The 19,906-nt window shown below is 67.9% G+C and carries 15 protein-coding genes; 6 read left to right on the top strand and 9 right to left on the bottom strand.

Going from position 1 to position 19,906, the window contains the following annotated elements:
- Window positions 1–79: 79 nt before the first annotated feature.
- From ACP59X_RS17540 to ACP59X_RS17525, 4 genes are all read right to left on the bottom strand, one after another.
- On the bottom strand, window positions 80–1,588 hold the full coding sequence (locus ACP59X_RS17540) for a catalase (protein WP_428560848.1): 1,509 nt from the start codon (window positions 1,586–1,588) through the stop codon (window positions 80–82).
- A 169-nt stretch (window positions 1,589–1,757) separates the two neighbouring features.
- Window positions 1,758–2,204 carry a Fur family transcriptional regulator gene (locus tag ACP59X_RS17535; protein ID WP_428560846.1) on the bottom strand — a complete coding sequence of 149 codons (447 nt, stop codon included), beginning with the start codon at window positions 2,202–2,204 and terminating at the stop codon, window positions 1,758–1,760.
- A gap of 69 nt (window positions 2,205–2,273) precedes the next feature.
- Complete coding sequence (locus tag ACP59X_RS17530) at window positions 2,274–2,948, bottom strand: DUF47 domain-containing protein (RefSeq protein ID WP_428560844.1); 675 nt, start codon at window positions 2,946–2,948, stop codon at window positions 2,274–2,276.
- Window positions 2,949–3,055: 107 nt separating this feature from the next.
- Window positions 3,056–3,919 carry a HAMP domain-containing protein gene (locus ACP59X_RS17525; RefSeq protein ID WP_428560842.1) on the bottom strand — a complete coding sequence of 288 codons (864 nt, stop codon included), beginning with the start codon at window positions 3,917–3,919 and terminating at the stop codon, window positions 3,056–3,058.
- Window positions 3,920–4,174: 255 nt separating this feature from the next.
- On the opposite strand from ACP59X_RS17525, the gene ACP59X_RS17520 reads away from it, so the two are divergent.
- The 3 genes from ACP59X_RS17520 to ACP59X_RS17510 all read left to right on the top strand — a co-directional run bounded on the left by ACP59X_RS17520 (window position 4,175) and on the right by ACP59X_RS17510 (window position 11,416).
- The gene (locus ACP59X_RS17520) at window positions 4,175–6,499 is read left to right on the top strand and encodes a delta-60 repeat domain-containing protein (RefSeq protein WP_428560841.1); all 2,325 of its coding nucleotides are present in this window, start codon (window positions 4,175–4,177) and stop codon (window positions 6,497–6,499) included.
- Between the two features lie 474 nt (window positions 6,500–6,973).
- Window positions 6,974–8,296, top strand: coding sequence for an efflux RND transporter periplasmic adaptor subunit (locus ACP59X_RS17515; RefSeq protein ID WP_428560838.1), 1,323 nt, complete (start codon window positions 6,974–6,976; stop codon window positions 8,294–8,296).
- Between the two features lie 9 nt (window positions 8,297–8,305).
- Window positions 8,306–11,416, top strand: a complete 3,111-nt coding sequence (locus ACP59X_RS17510) for an efflux RND transporter permease subunit (protein ID WP_428560836.1) — start codon at window positions 8,306–8,308, stop codon at window positions 11,414–11,416.
- A 144-nt stretch (window positions 11,417–11,560) separates the two neighbouring features.
- Here the strand turns inward: ACP59X_RS17510 and ACP59X_RS17505 are convergent, their stop codons facing one another.
- Window positions 11,561–11,995 (bottom strand): hypothetical protein, encoded by a 435-nt coding sequence (locus tag ACP59X_RS17505; RefSeq protein ID WP_428560834.1) that lies wholly within the window; start codon window positions 11,993–11,995, stop codon window positions 11,561–11,563.
- Between the two features lie 74 nt (window positions 11,996–12,069).
- Complete coding sequence (locus tag ACP59X_RS17500) at window positions 12,070–14,607, bottom strand: PAS domain S-box protein (protein ID WP_428560832.1); 2,538 nt, start codon at window positions 14,605–14,607, stop codon at window positions 12,070–12,072.
- Window positions 14,608–14,745: 138 nt separating this feature from the next.
- Here ACP59X_RS17500 and ACP59X_RS17495 point away from each other — a divergent pair, with 138 nt between their 5' ends.
- Both ACP59X_RS17495 and ACP59X_RS17490 read left to right on the top strand, forming a co-directional pair.
- On the top strand, window positions 14,746–15,396 hold the full coding sequence (locus ACP59X_RS17495; RefSeq protein WP_428560830.1) for a SagB/ThcOx family dehydrogenase: 651 nt from the start codon (window positions 14,746–14,748) through the stop codon (window positions 15,394–15,396).
- A 313-nt stretch (window positions 15,397–15,709) separates the two neighbouring features.
- The gene (locus ACP59X_RS17490; protein ID WP_428560828.1) at window positions 15,710–16,507 is read left to right on the top strand and encodes a DUF169 domain-containing protein; all 798 of its coding nucleotides are present in this window, start codon (window positions 15,710–15,712) and stop codon (window positions 16,505–16,507) included.
- A 121-nt stretch (window positions 16,508–16,628) separates the two neighbouring features.
- Here ACP59X_RS17490 and ACP59X_RS17485 read toward each other — a convergent pair whose 3' ends face one another.
- Window positions 16,629–16,847 carry a hypothetical protein gene (locus ACP59X_RS17485; RefSeq protein WP_428560826.1) on the bottom strand — a complete coding sequence of 73 codons (219 nt, stop codon included), beginning with the start codon at window positions 16,845–16,847 and terminating at the stop codon, window positions 16,629–16,631.
- A gap of 301 nt (window positions 16,848–17,148) precedes the next feature.
- Between ACP59X_RS17485 and ACP59X_RS17480 the strand changes: the two genes are divergently transcribed.
- The gene (locus ACP59X_RS17480) at window positions 17,149–17,517 is read left to right on the top strand and encodes a hypothetical protein (protein WP_428560823.1); all 369 of its coding nucleotides are present in this window, start codon (window positions 17,149–17,151) and stop codon (window positions 17,515–17,517) included.
- A 208-nt stretch (window positions 17,518–17,725) separates the two neighbouring features.
- Here the strand turns inward: ACP59X_RS17480 and ACP59X_RS17475 are convergent, their stop codons facing one another.
- Both ACP59X_RS17475 and ACP59X_RS17470 read right to left on the bottom strand, forming a co-directional pair.
- On the bottom strand, window positions 17,726–18,853 hold the full coding sequence (locus ACP59X_RS17475) for a hypothetical protein (protein WP_428560820.1): 1,128 nt from the start codon (window positions 18,851–18,853) through the stop codon (window positions 17,726–17,728).
- A gap of 2 nt (window positions 18,854–18,855) precedes the next feature.
- A complete protein-coding gene (locus tag ACP59X_RS17470; RefSeq protein ID WP_428560818.1) occupies window positions 18,856–19,869 on the bottom strand; it encodes an acyltransferase family protein in 1,014 nt (337 codons plus the stop codon).
- Window positions 19,870–19,906 lie beyond the last annotated feature (37 nt).

Genomic DNA, 19,906 nt, shown 5'->3' with positions numbered 1-19,906 from the left:
CCCTTGCGGGGAGGCCCAGGAGGGGCGGAGAGCCCCTCCTGGCCGCCGGAGGCTTTTACCTTACTTTGCCGCGTGTTCCTTACTGCGCCGTGGCTGCGGCGCGTTCTTCCTTGGTCATGCCCGCGAGCTTCTTGACTTCCGCCAGATCGAGCCCGAGGCCGGCGGCCACGCGCTCGCCCCAGGTGGCGTCGGCCTTGTAGAACAGGGCGCACTGGCGCTTCTGGATGCGCGGCAGGGCGCCGCCGAGGTGGGACACGATGTTGCCGACCAGGTGTTCGCGGTCCATGTCATTCATGGCCTTGCGGTACAGCTCCCCGGGCTGGGAGAAGTCGTCGTTGGGATGGGTGTATTCATGGCGCCCGCCCTCGCCCTCCAGGGGAATGCGGGGTTCCAGGGCATCGGGGTCCGGGGACGGGCCGCCGAAGCTGTTGGGCCAGTAGTTGGGGCCGTCGCCGCCGCCGTCATCGGTGCGCATGAAGCCGTCACGCTGGTAGTTGGCGACCTGGGCCGCCTTGGGCGCGTTGACCGGGATGAGCTGGTAGTTGGGGCCCAGGCGGTGCAGGTGGGTGTCGTGGTAGGAGAAAAGCCGCCCTTGCAGCATCTTGTCCGGGGAGACGGTGATGCCGGGCACGAGGTTGCTGGGGTTAAACGCCGCCTGCTCGACCTCGGCGAAGTAGTTCACCGGGTTGCGGTCGAGGACCATCTTGCCGATGACCAGGGGCGGCACGTCGGCGTGGGGCCAGACCTTGGTCACGTCGAAGATGTCGAAGCGGTAGTCCTTGGCCTGCTGCTGGGTCATGATCTGCATTTCCAGGGTCCAGGAGGGCGGGGTGCCGGCTTCGATGGCCTTGTAGAGGTCTTCGGTGGCGTAGTCGGGATTGGCGCCGGCCAGTTCGTCGGCCTGTTGCCGGGTGAGGTTTTTGATCCCCTGGTCGGTCTTGAAGTGGTATTTGACCCAGAAGTATTCGCCGGCCGCGTTGTACCATTTGTAGGTGTGGCTGCTGTAGCCGTTCATGTGGCGGTAGCCGTCGGGGGTGCCGCGATCGGAGAAGAGTACGGTCACCTGGTGCAGGGATTCCGGGGTCAGGGACAGGAAATCCCAGAACATGTTGGCGTCTTTGAGGTTGCTTTTGGGGTTGCGCTTCTGGGTGTGGATGAAATCCGGGAATTTGAGGGGGTCGCGGATGAAGAAGACCGGCGTGTTGTTGCCGACCATGTCGTAGTTGCCGTCTTCGGTGTAGAACTTGAGCGCGAAGCCGCGCGGGTCGCGGGCGGTGTCGGCCGAGCCGCGCTCGCCGCCGACCGTGGAGAAGCGGGCGAAGACCTCGGTGCGCTTGCCCACGGCCGAAAGGAACTTGGCCTTCGTGTAGGCGGTCACGTCGGCCGTGACCTCGAAGAAGCCGTAGGCGCCGGCGCCCTTGGCGTGGACCACCCGCTCGGGGATGCGCTCCCGGTCGAAGTGGGCCATTTTTTCCAGAAGGTGCACGTCCTGCAGGAGCGCCGGGCCGCGCGGGCCGGCCGTGGCCGTATTGAGGTCGTTGCCGATGGGCGCGCCGAATCCGGTGGTCATGGTCTTTTTATCGGGCATGTGACGTCTCCCTGGCCTGTGGGCCTGTTGTCGCCGTGAAGCGGCGGGAACTTGTGGATAGTGATTCTCTACAAGAAGCGGGGTGGGCTGGCAATGGAAAAACGAAAAAAAAGCCCCCTGCGGGTAAAAAACGTCCGGAAGGGGCGAGTGGATCGGGGGAGGTTGCGGGTTATTGGCCGCGTTTTGCCCGACAGGCCGGGCACAGGCCGTAGAAATCCAGGCGATGGGAGGTGATGGCATAGCCGCTGGCCGCGGCCAAGGCTTCGGTTACGGCCGCAAGGCCCGGGGCCGGGGGGTCGGCGATGGCGCCGCAGGCCAGGCAGACGCAATGGGGATGGGGAGCCGGAAAGCGGGCGTCGTAGCGGTTGTCGCGGTCGCTGAACTGGAGCTCCAGGATCTCGCCGTGTTTTTTGAGCACGGCGATGGCCTTGTAGACCGTGGCCAGGCTCATGTCCGGGAATTCGGGCAAAAGCCGCTGGTGGATGTCCTCGGCCGTGGGATGGTCGGGGGTTTCGGCCAAAAGGCGCAGGATGGCCAGCCGCTGGGGGGAGATGCGGTGGCCGTGGCCGCGCAGGCGGTCGATGATGGCGTCGAGTCTGTCTTGTCCTTGGGACATGGCTCCCCCGGTGGCGGGTGCGCTTCTGGGCGTGGGGCGGCCGGTGCGGGCGGCCGTCGCTGCCTGGGCTCAGCGGGCCAGCATGGCCCGCAGGATGTCGGCGCAGCCTTCGGCGTTGTGGCTGGCCCGGTAGACGTATTCCACGAAGCGGATGACCTGGTAGACGCGGCCGAACTCCATGCCCGAGGCGTAGGCGGCGGCGATGAGCCCGCGTTTGGCCTTGACGACCTTGAGGTGCTGGCCGCGCACGTCCTGGATGTGTTTTTTGGTCGCGCCGCGATCGCCCTTGGCGTGCAGGATGAGCTCGATGCCTTCGGCGAGGGCCTTGTGCAGCCGGGTCACGGTCTCGGCCGCCTCGGCGACGCTTGTGGTCATGGCCTCGGCCAAGGCCGGCGGGACCTCGAAGGGGGCCAAGGCCAGCCAGGTGACGGCTTCCTGCACGGCATCGAGGATGTTGTCCTGGCGGCCGGTGTAGTTGAGGAAGAGTGTCTTGTCCACGACCATGAGGAAGCCGGCCGGCAGGTGGTTGCGGATGCGGCGTTTGACCTTGTCGGCCTCGGCCTCGAGGATGTCGATTTCACCGATCAGAACGCGGAAGCCCTTTTCCGGGCGCTTGTTGACGGCGTGTTTGAGGGCCTCGTGCAACAGGGCCATCCCACGGGCGACAGGCCGGTAGTGGTCGAGCAGGCCCGGCAGGTAATCCTGGCGGCGGGGGCCGGCAAAGCGAAGGAAGGGCGGCAGCATGGGGGCTCCTTGGCATGGGGCGCCACGAAGGGCGTCGGAAAACCGGACCCCAGGCATGCTGCAAATCCGGCGTCCCTGTCAACCGGTAGGCGCCGGGCCGACCCGATTCACGACGCGGACGCCAGGGCGCGGGGGCCGGCCATGTCCGTGCCGCATTCGGCTTCCTGCTCGCCGCGCAGGCATTCGATCAGGGATTTGAGCTCGCCCGTGCGCTGGCTGAGCCGGGAAACGGCATCGGCCGCCTGGCGCATGCCCGTGGTCGTTTCGTCGGAAACGGCCCGGATGCTGCCCAGGTTGCTGGTGATGCCCTGGCCGCGTTCGGCCAGGGTGTCGGACATGGCGGCCATGGCGCCGACGCGCGTGGCGGTGCGGGCCACGATGTCCACGATGGCGGCCAGGGCCTGGCCGACCAGGTCGAGCAGGAGCCGGTTGACGTGGCTGATGCGGCCCGTGGCGTCGAGGATCATGAACGGCGCCGTATCGGCCACGGCCGCGATCACGCCCTCGATGAAGCAGACCTTGGTCGTTATGCTGGCCAGCATCCGTTCCAGGGAGGCCTTGAGCCGGCCCAGTTCCCCGTCGATGCCGCCCGTCACGCGGGCGCGGAAATCGCCCCGGGCCACCGCCTCGGCGAAGTCGATCAGCCGTTCCAGCGGGCCGAGGACCATCTGGCGCAGGGCCAGGTAGGTGGCCACGCCAAGCAGCACGGCCAGGGCCAGAAACGCCCCCTGGATCCACAACAACTCGCTCACGCGTTCCTCGGATTCGGTCTGGAGCATGACCACGGCCTTGTCCATGGCCGCGGTGGTCCGTTCGCTGGCCTCGAGGACCCGGCCGGCGTCGGCCTGGCCATCGTGCCGGGCGGCCGCCTGGATCAGGGGGGCGTAGTCCCGCCAGAGCTGCGACACGGCGTCGATCTGGCCGGCCACCGCCTTGGAGGGCGCGGGCAGGGTGGCGCGGGCGCCGGCCATGTCGAGGCCGGTGGGGGCCTGGCCGCCGAAAGGAAAGTCGCTTTAGGAAGAAGGTGTGCTTGCGTTACAGCCCATGGTGTGGGAAAAGAGTATGCATGAAGTTCGATTTAACTTGTGGAAAATAGGCGGAGAAATTATTCAATAATGAAAGTAATGGTGCGGAGGTAAGAACAGATGCGAAGCGAAAACGGAGAGAGACGCGGCATACGTTTTTGCATAAAGCAATCCTTACTCTTATTTTCTGCATTGCTCTGGATGATTGCGGGCAGCGCCCGTGCGGCGACCCAGGCTGGCGCGCTCGACACCACCTTCGACCCAGGCCTGGGAGCTGAAAAAAAGCCGGTCATCCGCGGGCTGTTGCAGGATGCATCGACGACCTTCATCGTTTTCGGATCGTTCGCCACGGTTGGCGGAGCGGCCTACGCCAACGTGGTCCGGTTGCAGGCCGACGGGACGGTGGACACCACGTTCACGCCGCCCAACTTCAACGGCGAAGTCCGGGCCATGGCCCAGCGCAGTGACGGCAGCCTGTTGGCCGGCGGGAACTTCACCATCAGCGGTTCCCCATACTATTATGACCTCGCCCTGCTGTCCGCCGACGGCGTCCTGAACACGACCTTCTGGTCGGCCTTTGCCGGGCAGGGCACCATCAACGCCCTGGCCGTGCAGTCCGACGACAAGGTGCTGTGCGGCGGCTACGCCTTGCAGCTCTCCCAGGTGTCCGTCGACCCGACCCGGCACCTCGTGCGTATCCAGAAAAACGGCTTCGCCGATGGCACGTATCCCGTTTTCAACGGGCCACGGGCCTACGTCACCGGCCTGGCCGTGGACTCGAAACTGCCGGCCTATTCCGACCGGCTCACCGTCAACGGGGCCTCCAACCCCGGGACCACCACCCAGATCGACTGGCTGGCCACCCGGGACAATGCCGGGGCCGCCCTGACGGAACTACCCGACGGCAGCGACACGGACGGCCCCGTCCTGGCCGTGGTCACGGCCGCAAACGACAAGCGGTATGTGGCCGGCAACTTCACCAAGGCCCACGGCCACGCCGCCAACCGCCTGCTGCGCCTCAACGCCGACAACAGCCTGGATACGGGCTTCCAGATCGGCTCCGGCCCCAACGGCGACATCACCGCCGTCCACCGCCTCGCGGACGATTCCCTCGTTGTCGTCGGCGCCTTCACGGCCTTTGCCGGCGTGGCCTGCAACCGCATCGTGCGCCTGACGGCGAACGGGGCGGTGGACCCGGGCTTTACCGTGGGCAGCGGGGCCGATGCGCCCATTCTGTCGGTCGGCGGGCTGCTCGACGGCAGCCTGTACCTCACCGGGGCGTTCACGACGCTGCAAGGCCAGGCGCGAAACGGCCTGGCCGCCATTGCCCAGGACGGGACGCTGTTGACTGCGTTTGCCGCCTTTAGCCCGGCCGTGAGCGCCTCGGCCAAGGTCGTCGTCTACGACCTTCTCGCCCAGCGGGACGGCAAGATCGTGGTCGGCGGCGATTTCAACTGGTTCGGCGGCGTCTTTGCGCCAAACCTGGCCCGGCTGCTGTCCACCGGTGCCGTGGACACCACCTTCTCCGCCGGGCTCGGCCCCGACGGCCCGGTCAATGACGTGGCCCTGGCTTCCGACGGCTCCCTCTACGCCGGCGGCGACATCGGCGGCGTGGCCACCCGGCCCCTGGGCGGCCTGGCTCGGTTTGCCGCAAACGGCGCCGTGGACAAGACGTTTACGCCCATCGTCACCCGCTCCGACAATTCGCCGGCCCCGGTCTACGCCCTGCTGCCCCAGAACGACGGCAAGGTCCTGGCCGGCGGCCACGTGCGCAAGGTCGCCGGTGCCGACCGCTATCCCCTGGCCCGCCTCAACGCCGACGGCAGCCTGGACACGGCCTTCGATCCGCAGATAAGCATCACCAACGGGACGAGCCTGTCGACCTATGCCCTGGCCGCCTGGCAGGGGAAATACTATGTGGGCGGCTACGTCACCTACGACGGCTTGGCCCGGGGCTTTTTCACCCGGCTGACCGATACCGGCGCCCTGGATACGGCCTTCGCCCCGACCACGCCCTCGGCCAATGTCGTCTTGGTCACCGGTACCGTGCTGGAAATGGCCCTGCAAGGTGACGACAAGCCGGTGATCTGCGGCGAATTCGGCGAGATCATCGACGGGAGTTGGAGCCGCCCCACGCGCTACGGCCTGGCCCGCTTCACCACGACCGGCGGCCTGGAGTCCTTCAATACCGGCATGGGCGCCCAGTCCCTGACCTATGTCGACTCCCTGTCCATCGAACCCAATGGCGGCATCCTTTTTGCCGGCGGCTTCACCAAGTACAACGACGTGAACCGGGCCAGGCTGGCCCGGGCCCTGCAAAGCGGCGCCCTGGACACGGCCTTCGATCCGGGCGCGGGCGTGCCGGCCCGGGCCCGGGTCATCCGGCGCGTCACGCCGACCCGGGGGCTGATCGGCGGCGAGTTCGCCACCTACGGCGGCGTGGCCCGCTCCCGGCTGGCCGGCTTCGTCCTCGACCGCCAGCCGCCGCCTGGCACGGCGGCGCTCATCCTGTTGCTGGAGGACTGAGGGCGCACGGCCGGGACGGGCCGCACACCCGAAAAGCGGCGCGGCGGCGCCTGACGGATGCCGCGCCGCCGCGCCTCGCGCCCACGGGCCTGGTGCGAGTAGTCCGTTGGCCAGTCTACTGTGGAAAAAAATAGCCGCGCCTCGCGCCCAGGGGCCTGGTGCGGGCCGCCTGGCGGCAGGAAAAGCCCGCCGCACTGCACGGGGCGGGGCCGGGCCGGCCATGAGGCAACGGTTTGTCGCGGCCGGCCGGGAAACGTTTTGCAGTCGCCGGCAATGCGCCGGGCTTGGCCCGGCTTGTCCCCGCCTGCTTCGGCCTGGCGCGACACCGTATTCCCGGCCTTCGACCCGGGCGCGGGCCTTTTTCCGTTTCCATGGCAACCGTTTCACGGAGCGGGTGACTTTTCCGGTTGCGCCGGATAAGTATCGTGGCGTATTTCGGCAACAATACCGTGAAGACCCGCCAAGGAGCCCCGCATGCCCAGCCTGTCGCCCCGTTCCGCTTCCCGTATCGGTTTAACCCTGGCCCTGGCCTGTTGCGCCTCCTTGCTCCTTTGGGGTTGCGGGCAGGGCGAAGCCGACAAGAAACAGGCCGCCACGCCAAGCGCGCCGGCGCCGTCCGTGCTGGTGACGGCCCAGAAGCCGGTGGTGGCCAACGTGCCCATCGTCAACGAATACGTCGGGCGCCTGGCGGCCAAGGAGAACATCGAGGTGCGGGCCCGGGTCGAGGGCTACCTCAAGGAACGGCTTTTCACCGAGGGGGCCATGGTCAAGCAGGGCGACGTGCTGTTCGTCATCGAATCGCGCCAGTACCTGGAGAACCTGAAAAAGGCCCAGGCCGAGCTCACCCGCCAGCAGGCCCTTTTGGCCAAGGCGCAGGTGGATTTCACGCGCTTCGAGCAGCTCTACAAGCAGCGGGCCGTCAGCCGCGACGAATACGACACCAAGCTTACCAACCAGCGGGAGATCGAGGCCAACCTCGACAGCGCCAAGGCCGCCGTGGAAACGGCCCAGCGCGACCTCGGCTACACCAAGATCACCGCCCCCATTGCCGGGCGTATCGGCAAGGCCCTGGTCAATGTCGGCAACCTGGTCGGCAAGGGCGACAACACCCTTCTGGCCGAAATCTCCTCCACCGACCCCATCTATGTCGACTTCTCCATCAGCGAGCGGGATTACCTGGAATTCGTCAAGGCCATGCACGTGCGCGGCGACAAGGAAGGGGAAGCGCACCTCTCCCTGACGCTCATCCTGGCCGACGACTCGGTCTACCCGGAAAAGGGCGTGCCGGACATGGCCGAGCGGGCCGTGGACGCCAAGACGGGCACCCTCGGCGTGCGGGGGGTGTTCGCCAACCCCAAGGGCATCCTCAAGCCCGGCCAGTTCGCCAAGGTCCGGGCGCTCATCGACGAGCGCCAGGGCGCGCTGCTCGTGCCCCAGCGGGCCATCGTCGACGTCCAGGGCAGCAAGTCGGTCTACGTGGTCGGCCCGGGCGACGTCATCGAGGCCAAGGCCGTGACGCTTGGCGGCGGCAAGGACGGCTCCTTCGTCATCGACACCGGCCTGACCCCCGACGACCGGGTGGTGGTGGAGGGCGTGTCCAAGGTGCGGCCGGGCATGACGGTCAAGGTCGCCCAGGACGCCGCTCCGGCCGCCGTGGGCACAGCCGCCGCTCCGGCCGCCGTGGGCACAGCCGCCGCACCGGCGGCTCCGGGCACGGCCGCCGCCCCGGCGTCCGCGGGGACAACCGCCGCCGCCCCGGCGCCGGCCGCCGGCCAGCCCGCCCCGGCCAAGCCCTAGGGTGCCGCCATGGTCAATTTCTTCATCGAACGGCCGGTCTTTTCCACCGTCATCTCCATCGTCATCACCCTGGTCGGGGCCATCTGCATCGCAACGCTCCCCATCGCCCAGTATCCGCAGATCGTGCCGCCCACCGTCCAGGTCGCGGCCACCTACGACGGCGCCAGCGCGCAAGTCGTGGAAGAGTCCGTGGCCACGCCCATCGAGCAGGAAGTCAACGGCGCCCAGGACATGCTCTACATGAATTCCGTGAGCTCCAACGACGGGCGCATGGTCTTAAACGTCACCTTCGACATCGCCCGCGACCTCGACCTGGCCACGGTGGATGTCCAAAACCGCGTCGCCCTGGCCAACTCCCGCCTGCCGCCCGAAGTCACCCGGCGCGGCATCTCGGTGAAAAAGCAGTCCCCGGACATGCTGCTCGTGATCAACCTGAACTCCCCCGACGGCAGCCGCGATACGCTTTTCCTCAACAACTACGCGAAAATCAACATCACCGACGCCCTGGCCCGCGTGCCCGGGGTGGGCAACGTGGCCGTTTTCGGCGAACGCGACTACGGCATGCGCGTCTGGCTCGACCCGGACAAGCTGGCCCGCCTGGGCCTGACCGCCTCGGATGTCTCCAACGCCATCAAGCAGCAAAACGTCCAGGCCCCGGCCGGCCAGATCGGCATGCCGCCGGCCCCGCCCGGCCAGGAGTTCCAGCTCACGGTCCAGGTCAAGGGCCGGCTGGCCGACCCCGAGGAATTCGCCAACATCATCGTGCGCACGGGCAAGGGCGCCGAGATCGTGCGCGTGCGCGACGTGGGCCGGGTGGAACTGGGCAGCCAGAGCTACAGCGCCTTCACCCGGCTCAATGCCAAGCCCACCTGCACCATCCAGATCTACCAGCTCCCCGGGGCCAACGCCCTGGACGTGGTGGCCCGGGTGCGGGCCATCATGGCCGAGCAGGCCGGGTATTTCCCCGCGGGCGTGGACTACACCATCCCCTACGACACCACGAAATTCGTCACCGCCTCCATCCACGAAGTGATCAAGACCCTGTTCGAGGCCGTCATCCTGGTCCTCATCGTGGTCTACGTCTTCCTGCAAAACGGCCGGGCCACGCTCATTCCCATGCTCACGGTGCCCGTGTCCCTGGTCGGCACCTTCGCCTTCATGCAGGTCTTCGGCTTTTCCATCAACACGCTGACCCTGTTCGGCCTGGTGCTGGCCATCGGCATCGTCGTCGACGACGCCATCGTCGTGGTGGAGGCCGTACAGCACAAGATCGACCATGGCGGCCTGGCGCCCAAGGAGGCGACCAGGGCGGCCATGGCCGAGGTGGCCGGGCCGGTCATCGCCATTTCGCTGGTGCTCATTTCCGTGTTCGTGCCCGTGGCGTTTATGGGCGGCATCACCGGGCGGCTCTACCAGCAGTTCGCCCTGACCCTGGCCGTGTCCGTGGCCCTGTCGGCCATCTGCGCCCTGACGCTCTCCCCGGCCCTGTGCGCCCTGATCCTCAAGCCGGCCGGCCTGCCCAAGGGGCCGCTGGGGGCGTTTTTCCGGGGCTTCAATACGGTCTTCGAGAAGACCACCAGCGGCTATGCCGCCGGCGTGCGCGCCGCCATCCGCTTCTTTCTCGTCACCCTGGTCACCCTGGGCGTGGTCGTGGGCGGCACCTATTGGCTGCTGACAACCCTGCCCACGGGTTTTGTCCCGGACGAGGACCAGGGCTATTTCATCGTCAACGCGCTGCTGCCCGAGGGCGCCTCGGTCGAGCGCAACGACGCCGTGGTCACCCGCCTGGAGCAGTACCTGTCGGCCGACCCGGCCGTGGCCGACGTGCTGGCCCTGGGCGGCTACAATCTGCTGACCGGCACCTACAGCTCGTATTCGAGCGCCCTGTTCGTCATCCTGAAGCCCTGGGAGGCGCGCAAGGCGCCCGAACTGTCCCTGGACGCGGTCATGGGCCGGGCCAGGGCCTTTTTCGGCGGCGTGCAGGGGGCGGTGGTCATGGCCTTCAATCCGTCGCCCATCCCGGGCCTGGGCTCCACGGGCGGCTTCCAGTTCGAGCTCCAGGACCGCTCGGGCGGCAAGGTCGAGGCGCTGGCCCGCACGGCCTACGGCTTCATGGCCGACGCCCGCAAGCTGCCGTCCGTGACCGGCATCTTCTCGGATTTCAGCGTCGAGGTGCCCCAGCTCTTCTACGACCTCGACCGCGACAAGGTGCAGACCCTGGGCATCCCGCCAAGCGAGGTGTTCGAGGCCCTGCAGACCTATCTCGGCGGCCTCTACGTCAACGACTTCAACAAATTCGGCCGCACCTACCGGGTCATGCTCCAGGCCGAGCCGCGGTTTCGCCGCTCGCCGGCCGACATCGAGCGCTTTTTCGTGCGCAGCGCCACGGGCGAGATGGTCCCCCTGAGCACCCTGGGCCGGACCACGGACATCCGGGGGCCGGAATACATCCGCCGCTTCAACCTGTTCCGGGCCGTGGAGATCTCCGGCGCCACCCCGCCGGGCTTCTCCTCGGGCCAGTCCCTGTCGGCCATGGCCGACCTGGCCAAGACGACCCTGCCCCAGGGCTTTGGCTACGACTGGACCGGCATCGCCTACCAGGAGGTCAAATCCGGCAGCCAGTCGGTCTTCATCTTCGGCCTGGCCCTGGTCATGGTCTTTCTGGTGCTGGCCGCCCAGTACGAATCCTGGGCCGTGCCCTTCGCCGTCATCCTGGCCGTGCCCCTGGCCGTGTTCGGGGCCATGGCCGCCCAGATGCTGCGGGGCCTGGACAACAACGTCTACGCGCAGATCGGCTTGGTCATGCTCATCGGCCTGGCGGCCAAGAACGCCATCCTCATCGTCGAATTCGCCAAAATGCGCCGCGAGGCCGGGGACGCGCCGGACGTGGCCGCGGTTTCGGCCTCCATCCTGCGTTTCCGGCCCATCCTCATGACCTCGTTCGCCTTCATCCTGGGCGTGGTGCCCATGATGGTCGCCACCGGGGCCGGCGCGGCCAGCCGCCATGCCCTGGGCACGGCCGTTTTCGGCGGCATGCTCGCGGCCACGGTCCTTGGCGTCTACTTCGTGCCGGCCCTGTACTGCTTCATCCAGCGCACGGTGGAGCGCCTGCGGCGCTGAGGCGGGACCGCCGGGGCGACGGCGGTGGCGCTTACGGGAATTCGGGCCGGGGGGCGGGCGTCCCCCGGCTTTTTGTTTGGGCCTGGGGCCGACGGGAGCGGGAAGGGGCCGGATGCCTATTCCACGATTGGTGGAGTGAATGCCCTATCCCGGCCCAGGCAATCCACGGCCCCGCCGCAGGCAGGCCGTGTCGGCATGGCGGGCGCGGTCGGCCGCCCCGAGGGGGGAAAAGGGCCGGGCGGCCAGGCGCCAGGTCTCCGTCGGGCCATGGCCGGCCAGAAGCCAGGCCAGGCAGGGCAGGAGCACGAGCGGTGGCACAAGGATAATATAGGTGAGTAGATCGATGCCGAACAGTTGCAGGAGTATCGGGCGTAACGGCTCGTCCTTGGGCATGGCCAGCACGGCGCGCACGGCGGCCCCGGGCAGCAGGCCGTACAGGCCGGTGTCGGGCCAGGCGTCGCAGACGAACCAATAGACGGCCTTGTAGAACGTCGCGCCGCAGGCCCCGCCGATCCAGCCGACGGCCAGGAGGCCGCACAGGAAGGCGACGGTTTTTTCCAGGGGGTGGCGGCTGCGCATGGGCTATCCTTGCCCCCCGTCCGGCGGGGGTGGCGCAAGGCTCATGCAAAAAAGGTGCAAAACCGGAGGGAGGGTCAGTCGGCGGGGTCCGCCGGGTCGGCCGGCGGCACGGCGCCCGGGAGCTTGCCGGCGGCGTTGACCAGGACCCGGTCGAGTTCGCGCTGGACCACCGGTTTGGACAGGTAGTCGTCCAGGCCGGCCGTGAGGAACCGCTCCCGGTCGCCGGCCATGGCGTGGGCGGTGACGGCGGCGATGGTGGTCGCGGCCCGGTCGGGGTGGGGCAGGGCGCGGATGGCCTTGGCCGCCTCCAGGCCGCCCATGTCCGGCATCTGGATGTCCATGAGCACCAGGTCGAAGGGGGCGCGGACCACGGCGTCCACGGCTTCCTGGCCGTTGGCGGCGGTGACGACGATGTGGCCGCGCCGCAGGAGCCATTTTTCGATGATGTCGCGGTGGACGCGGTTGTCGTCGGCCAAAAGCACGCGCAACGGCGGCAGGGTGGGAATCACGGGCGCGGCCTCGACGGCCGGTTCCGGCGGATAGGCTTCCAGGGCGAAGCGGGCCGTGAAGTTGAAGACCGAGCCTTGGCCGGGAACGCTTTCCAGGTCGATGGCGCCGCCCATGAGCGCCACCAGGCGCTTGGTGATGGCCAGGCCGAGGCCCGTGCCGCCGAAACGGCGGGTGTAGGACCCGTCGGCCTGGGTGAAGGGTTCGAAAATGCGGGCGGCGTCCTCGGCCTGGATGCCGATGCCGGTGTCGCTGACGGAGAAAAGCAGTTCCTGGCTGGCGTTGTCATGCGCCGCCTCGGGCGGCAGGCAGGTCTCGACGCACTGGACGCCGATGACGATGCCGCCGTGCTCCGTGAACTTGACGGCGTTGCCGACCAAGTTGACCAGCACCTGGCGCAGCCGGTCGGCGTCGCCCAGCAGCAAGTCCGGCACGTCCGCGGCCACGTCCACGGACAGCCCCAGGCCCTTTTCCTTGGCCAGCACGGCAAGCCCGGCCTCCACCGAGGCCAGGATGCCGCGCAGCCCGAAGGGTTCCCGGGAAAGCTCCAGCCGGTCGGCCTCGATCTTGGAAAAGTCCAGGATGTCGTTGATGATCCCCAAAAGCGAGGCGGCCGAATCCTCGATGTCCTTGAGAAAACCCTGCTGGGTGTCGTCGAGGGCCGTGGCGGCCAGGATCTGGGCCATGCCGAGGATGCCGTTTAGGGGGGTGTGGATCTCGTGGCTCATGTTGGCCAGAAAGGCCGATTTGGCCTGGCTGGCTGCCTCGGCCGCCTCCTTGGCCAGGGCCATGGCCGCTTCGGCATCGCGCCGTTCGGTCACTTCCCGGATGAGCTCCTGGTTCATGCGGTTGAGCGTCCTGGTGCGCTCGCGCACCATGTCCTCCAGGCGCTCGTTGACGCGGGCCAACTGCTCGTGGGCGGCGTGCCGGTCGGTGACGTCCTCGATGATGCCCGCCACCCGGTAGACCACACCCGAATCGTCGGCGACCGGAAAATAGCGGGCCTGGACCCAGCGCAGCGACCCGTCGGGCCGGACCACGCGGTATTCCGGGAAGAACCCGGCGAGGAGGGGCCGGCCGATCAGGCCGGTCATATAATCCAGGATGCGGCCGCGGTCCTCGGTGTGGACGGCGTCGAGCCAGGACTGGGGGGCTTCGTACAGGGTCTTGGTGGACCGGCCCCAGAGGCGTTCGTAGGCGGGGCTGATGTAGAAGATGCGCTTCCAGTCCGGGGAGCCGAGCCAGAACACCTCGTCGATGGCTTCGGCCAGTTGACGGAATTTCTTTTCGCTTTCCCGGATCGCCCGTTCGGCCATCTTGCGTTCGGTGATGTCGCGCACCACGGCGATGATCCGCTCCTGGCCGGCCAGCAGGCCGCGGCGCAGGTTGATCTCGGTCCAGAACAGCCGGCCGGCCTTGTCCCGGCACAGCCATTCGAACAGTTGCGGCTGGCCGGCCTGGGCCAGGCGGACCTTTTGCCGGGCCTCCTCGGGCCCGTAGGGCGGGTAGCCGGCGCTGAGGTCCCCGGGCGTGAGAGCGTGTAGTTGGGGGAGGCTGTAGCCGAAAAGGGCTACGGCCTGTTCGTTGGCTTCGAGATAGGCGCCCGTTTCGGTGTCGTAGAGGAAAATGGCGTCGCTGGCGGCGTTGAAGATCGAGCGATAGGCGGCCTCGTTGGCGCGCAGGGTTTGCATGGCCGCGGCCATGTCCGTGACGTCGTGGCCACAGGCGACGACCAGGGCCGGCTCGGTGTCCCCGCCCGGCAGGGCGGCCGCCTGCCAGGTCAGGCGGCGAAGGCCGTTTGGCGTGACGAGGTCGTGCGCGCCAAGGCCCGCCCCGGCGCCGTCCGACAGGGCTTGCAGTTCCTGGCGCACCTTGGGCCGGGCCTCGGGGGAGACGGCCAGTTCGAGCCAGTCCCGGCCCAGGCACAGATCCCGGGTTTGGCCGAGCAGGGCCAGGCCGCGGTCGCTTATGGCCACAAGCCGCCCGTCGCGCCCCAGGACAACGGCGACCTCGCCGGCCGTCTCCCAGAAAACGCCGAACAGGAGCCCGACGTGGTCGGCCAGGGCCGGGGGAAGGGGCACGGGGGCATGGGATGGCATATGCATGGGGATGGCTCGGATAGGGAGGGTTACTCCTGTATGGCCTTTTTCCCAGGCCGGGGCAAGGGGGGCGGGCGGTTGCCGGCCGGGCCGGCCGTGACTATGTTGGGGGGGCAAACGCATGGCGTTTGAGGAGGTTTACCCATGGATCGAAGGCATTTTCTGCTGGCCGCCGGCATGGTTGCCGCCGGCCTGGCCGTGCCGGCGGCCGGCCTGGCCCAAGGCGCCGCCGCGCTTCCCGCACCGGCCCTGCCCGGGGCCAAGACGCTGGAGGAGGCGTTGCGGTTGCGCCAGACCCGGCGGGACATCGATCCCCGCCCCTTGCCCGGCGACGTCCTGTCCGGGCTTTTGTGGGCGGCAGGCGGCGTCAACCGGCCCGAGGCGGGCAAGCACACCGCGCCCACGGCGCAAAATCGCCAGGAGATCGCCATCTATGTGGCCAAGGCCGACGGCCTGTTCCTGTACGAGCCCAAGGACCATGCCCTGACCAGGCTCGCCGACGCCGACATCCGGGCGGCCACGGGCAAGCAGGCCCTGGCGGCGACGGTGCCGGTCAACCTCGTCTACGTGGCCGACATGGGCAAGGTGGCCGGCTCCACGGCCGAGGAGAAGCTCTTCTACGCCGGGGCCGACACCGGTTTCGTCAGCCAGAACGTCTACCTCTACTGCGCCGCCATGGGGCTGGCCACGGTGGTGCGGGCCAGCATCGACACGGCCGCCTTGGCCAAGGCCATGGGCCTGCCGGAGGGCAAGCGCGTCACCCTGGCCCAGAGCGTGGGCTATCCCAAGGCCTAACATCACGATTGTCTTGTGCATGGTGTTCGTGAACGTCGCATGGCCATAAAATGCCTGTTGTTGTGTGTCGTTTGATCCCATGAAAAAAGCGGCAGATTCGTGAAAAAAATCACAAATCTGCCGCGACAAGTAATCCCCCCGGCCGAACCCGGCGTGATAAATCAGGCAAAAGCCCTTTCTTGTTGACAGTGCCTGGTCAAAATCGATACCCACCGGCTAAGCCAGAGCCACAACGATCGTCCGCAGGCGCTTCGCCCGGGCGCAAAGGCCGCTGTGCGGGTTAATACCCGGGCAACGGCCAAAAGGAGCCACCATGGAAACCCTGTCGTACCAGGACATGCAGCGCGTCCTCATGGACGAACTGCGGCTGATGCACTACCCCATCGCGGTCAAATACTTCTTCGACCAGGCCGAACTCGACGCCTTCAAGGCCAAGGGCGGCTACTACCTGCCGGCCAAGGCCCTGACCTTCTGCCAGGGCGAACTCGGTGCCCGCATGGAAGGCCTGACGGTGCTGATGGGCAAGGAACAGCTCGGCTGCGGCAACGCCAAATGCGTGTTCGGCTGGAAGGACATCGACGAGGCCGAGATCAAGGGCCACCTCAAGTACGTGCGCGACCTGGCCCAGGCCGAGCGGTTCGTGCGCAGCAAGCCGCGCCTGACAAAGGAACTGCTGGCCGTGGTGGTCTCGCCCCTGGCCGACGCCCCCTTCGCCCCGGACGTGGTGCATTTCTACTGCGACAACATGCAGGCCTACCACCTGGTGGTGGACTGGATGGCCGCCCGGGACATCCACCCCTTGCGGCCCAACATGACCATGAACTCGGCCGCCTGCGCCGGCAACGTCCAGGCTTTCAACACCGGCGAGGCCAATGTTTTCCTGGCCTGCAGCGGCAGCTACAACGCCGGCAAGACCGAGCGCGGCGAAATCAACGTGGCCATCCCCGGCCCGGACATGCCCCTGGTCGTGGCGCGCCTGCTGGAGCGCAAGGAGGCCACGGGCGGCGCGTCGGTGACCCGGGCCGGCCATCCCTTCCCGGGCGCGGACATCTGCAAGAACTGCCCGCTGATCGTGTTCAAGAAGGTCGAGGCGCCGGCGGCCGCCGACTGAGCGCAGAAGGCCCCGGTCGGCGGCCGCCGGCGTGTTAAAAGCACTGGTGGTCACCGACTGGGCGCAACAGGCGACGCCTATGACGGGCGGCCCTTCGGGGCCGCCTTTTGCGTGGCCCCGGTCAGATGCGGGCGCGCACGATGGCGCCGAGGCCCGTGTCCAGCATGTGGGTGGTGATGGCCCGGGGCGTGTCGTCCGGGACGTTGCTGCCCATGCTCGGCCCCAGGCGCGCCGCCGCGAAATGCCGCACGGCCAGGGAGGCCAGCATGGCGTCGGTGGAACTGTGGCCAGTGGCGGCCATGGCGGCGGTCCGCTCCCATATCCGATCCGAAAAGATCATGGCGCCCCCCGGGTGTCTGTACGGAAATAACGCCGCCCGTGCCGGCGGGCAAGGACTTTGCCGAGATGTCGGCGGTGTGGGCAACTTCCGTAACCGACGCTCGCGGCAGGAGCAATCCGTGTAACCGACGGGGGGCCGAAGGCCGGCCCTGGCGGCGAAACGGCGCCTGGTCGGCAGGGCCGGCCCGCTTGCCATCAGCCCATTTGCCACAGGCCGTACGCGGCCAGGCCGGCAAGCGAGGCGTGGCACGCTTCTGGCAAAACCCTCGGCGTTGGCTCGACGCGACACCGGGAGGTGTACCATGAAACGTCTGCTTGTCCTCATGACCCTGTGCCTGGCCGTGCTGGTCACGGCCGGGTCGGCCCAGGCGCTCACCGTGGCCGGGCCGGGCTTCGCCGTGAGCCTGCCCGTCTACGCCACGGTGGGGCCGCCGCCCGTGTACGTGGAACCGGCCTACGTGCCACCGCCGGTGATCTATGCGCCGCCGCCGGTCTACGTGGGCCCGGCCTACGTGCCGCCGCCGGTGTGGGTCGGCCCTCGGGTGTATGGCCCGCCGGTGCGGCCCGTGGCCGTGGGGCCTATGGTGGCCCCGCGCCCGCCGCTGGCGCCCATGCCCATGGGGCCGATGCCGGGGGTTGGCCCGGTCCCCATGGGGCCGCGCCCCCGGTAGGGGCGAACCGGCATCCGTAGCCGGCCGGAGCCGACCGACCGGAGGGGCCGGGGGCGAGGTCGGGGAACCGGCCGGACGGAAAGGCCGCGCCTGGACAGTGTCCGGGCGCGGCCTGTTTGTCGTGGCGGGCGGTCGCCACCGTCCGGCGGCGTGTGGGCCGGCAACGGGGCGCCCGGGCGCGGCCTGTTTGACCTGGCGATGGGGCAGGTCAGGGGATGAGCCAGGTGTTGATGAAATCCCGGGCCTTGTCCGGGTCCACCGCCGTGTCGCCAAGGGCCAGGCGGGAGGCGTTGGCCACGAGCACGTCGCGGTAGGGCTGGGGGTTGCCGAGCAGCGGGGCCAGGCCGGCGGTGCGCAGCAGTTCGCGGGCCAGGAAGGCTTCGCCCCAGACATTGGGGTGGATGCCCTCCGGCGTCAGGGCCGACACCCCGAAGGCGTCGGCCAGGGCGGCCCGGAAGGCGTCCATGCGCCGGCGCATGTCGAGGAAGACGAGCGTCCCCTTGTTGTCCTTGTCGGCGGCCAATTGGGCGGCCGCATCGCGCAGGGCCTGGTTGTGGCTACGCCTGCCGCCCGTGGTCGGGCTGGGGAAGGCTGCCTCGAAGCGGAAGCCGTCGGGCGGGATGCCCATGACCGGCTCCTCGGGGATGTCGTCGAACATGTCGAACAAGATGAGCGTCACGGCCGCCCCATGCAGCGCGGCCCGGCCCAGGGCCAGCCAGTTGGCCTCGTAGGCGTCGGGGTTTTGCCCGTTGTAGCCCGCGTCCTCCATGATCACCACGTCGCCGTCGCGGATGACGCCGGTATCGAACAGCTTGGCGATTTCGTTGACCCGTGCGGTCACGTCCTTGGGAAAGGGCAGGCCGAGCCCCCCGGCGTAGGCGGCCACCAGCTTGGCCGACGGGATGGTCAGGCCGTGGTTTACGGCCGTCTGCAGACCCGAAGCGGCGAACAGGCTGTTCATGGCCGTGCCCAGGGAGTGCATGCACCACAGGGGGTCGTTGACCTTGTCCCCGGGGACGTTGGCCTGGCGCATCTTCTCGGCCATGGCCGAGACCATGTACTGGGTGTCGTCCTTTTTGGCCCGAAGCTTGGAGAAATCCACCTGTTCCAGGGAGCACATCATGGCCACGGAATCGCCGAAGATGAACACCACCCGATCGTAGGCGGCCCGGTTGGCCGCGATTTGCTCGAAGGCCAGGTCCGGCAGGAATTCCGGGGGCAGCGCCTGGGCCCGGGCGGGCAGGGCGCTCCAGAGCAGGCAGCCCAGGGCACAGGCGCAAAGCAGGAACAGGCCGTTCCAGCCGTGTCCCGGCTTGGTCTGAAAGCAGGAAGCCATCGTTACCGCAACCTTTTTTTGAAGAAGTTGTGCAGGGTCATGTCCAGCCGGCCGAAGCCGTAGCCGAGCACGAGGACGAGGGCCAGGCCGCCGAGGGCCGTGGCGTTGTCCAGGCGCCAGCCGAAGGTGTAGACGGCGATGGAAAAAAAGGCCGACAGGATGGTGGCGTGGATAAGGTAGTAGGCATAGGCGTAGTCGCCGAAGTCGGAGATGGTTTCGAGGAGGGGATGGCGCCATTTGTCCTCGAGTTTGACCACGCAGTAGAGGCTGACCGCCGTGCACAGGCTCCAGGGCAGGATCTCGCCCATGTCCTTGATCAGCCCGGGGGGCCTGTTCCAGGAGGTGGCCAGGCAGATGGCGGCGCTGAGGCAAATCAGCGCGACGGAGATGCTCCAATGCCAGGTCGGCGTTTTCTTTTGCAGATGGTAGACCAGGGCGCCGGTGATGAAGTAGAGGCCGAAGTTGGACAGCAACACGGTGCGCCAAGTTGTGAAGATATAGGCGCCCCGCATGTCGAGGGCGTAATAGGCGAAAAAGATGGCCGCCGCCCACACGAACAGGAACGGCACGAAATAGCGCCGCAACCTGGGCAGGGCGAAAGGCGCGATGACGATGTAGTAGGCGATTTCGTAAATGAGCGTCCATTCGACGCGCAGCGGCAGGTCGGCCGGGCCCAGGGGCAGCAGCGAGGCGGCGGCGAACAGGTGGGTGGAGGGCGCCTTGTGCCACAAGAACCAGTTGACGGCCACGGCGATGGCCACGCCGCAAAAATAGGTGGGATAGACGCGCAGCAGGCGCCTGGGCAGGAAGTTGCGGTAGCCGATGTCGATGAGAAAGGCCATGATGAAGCCGGAGATGGTGAAAAAGGGCAGGGCGGCGGCCATGAAGGCGGAAGGGATGGTATGAAAGACCGTGCCCCCCTGCTGGCCGTAGATGCTGAGGTAGGCCTGGACATGGAGGTAGAGCACCTCGGCCATGAAGAGCAGGCGAAGAAACTGGATGGAATAATAGCGCATCGGCGTCCGTATGCTCCTGGTTTGAAGGTACAGGGGA

The sequence above is a fragment of the Solidesulfovibrio sp. DCME genome (assembly GCF_049995385.1).
In the GTDB taxonomy this organism is placed as follows: Bacteria; Desulfobacterota; Desulfovibrionia; order Desulfovibrionales; family Desulfovibrionaceae; genus Solidesulfovibrio.
This window is presented reverse-complemented; position numbering and strand designations above follow the sequence as displayed.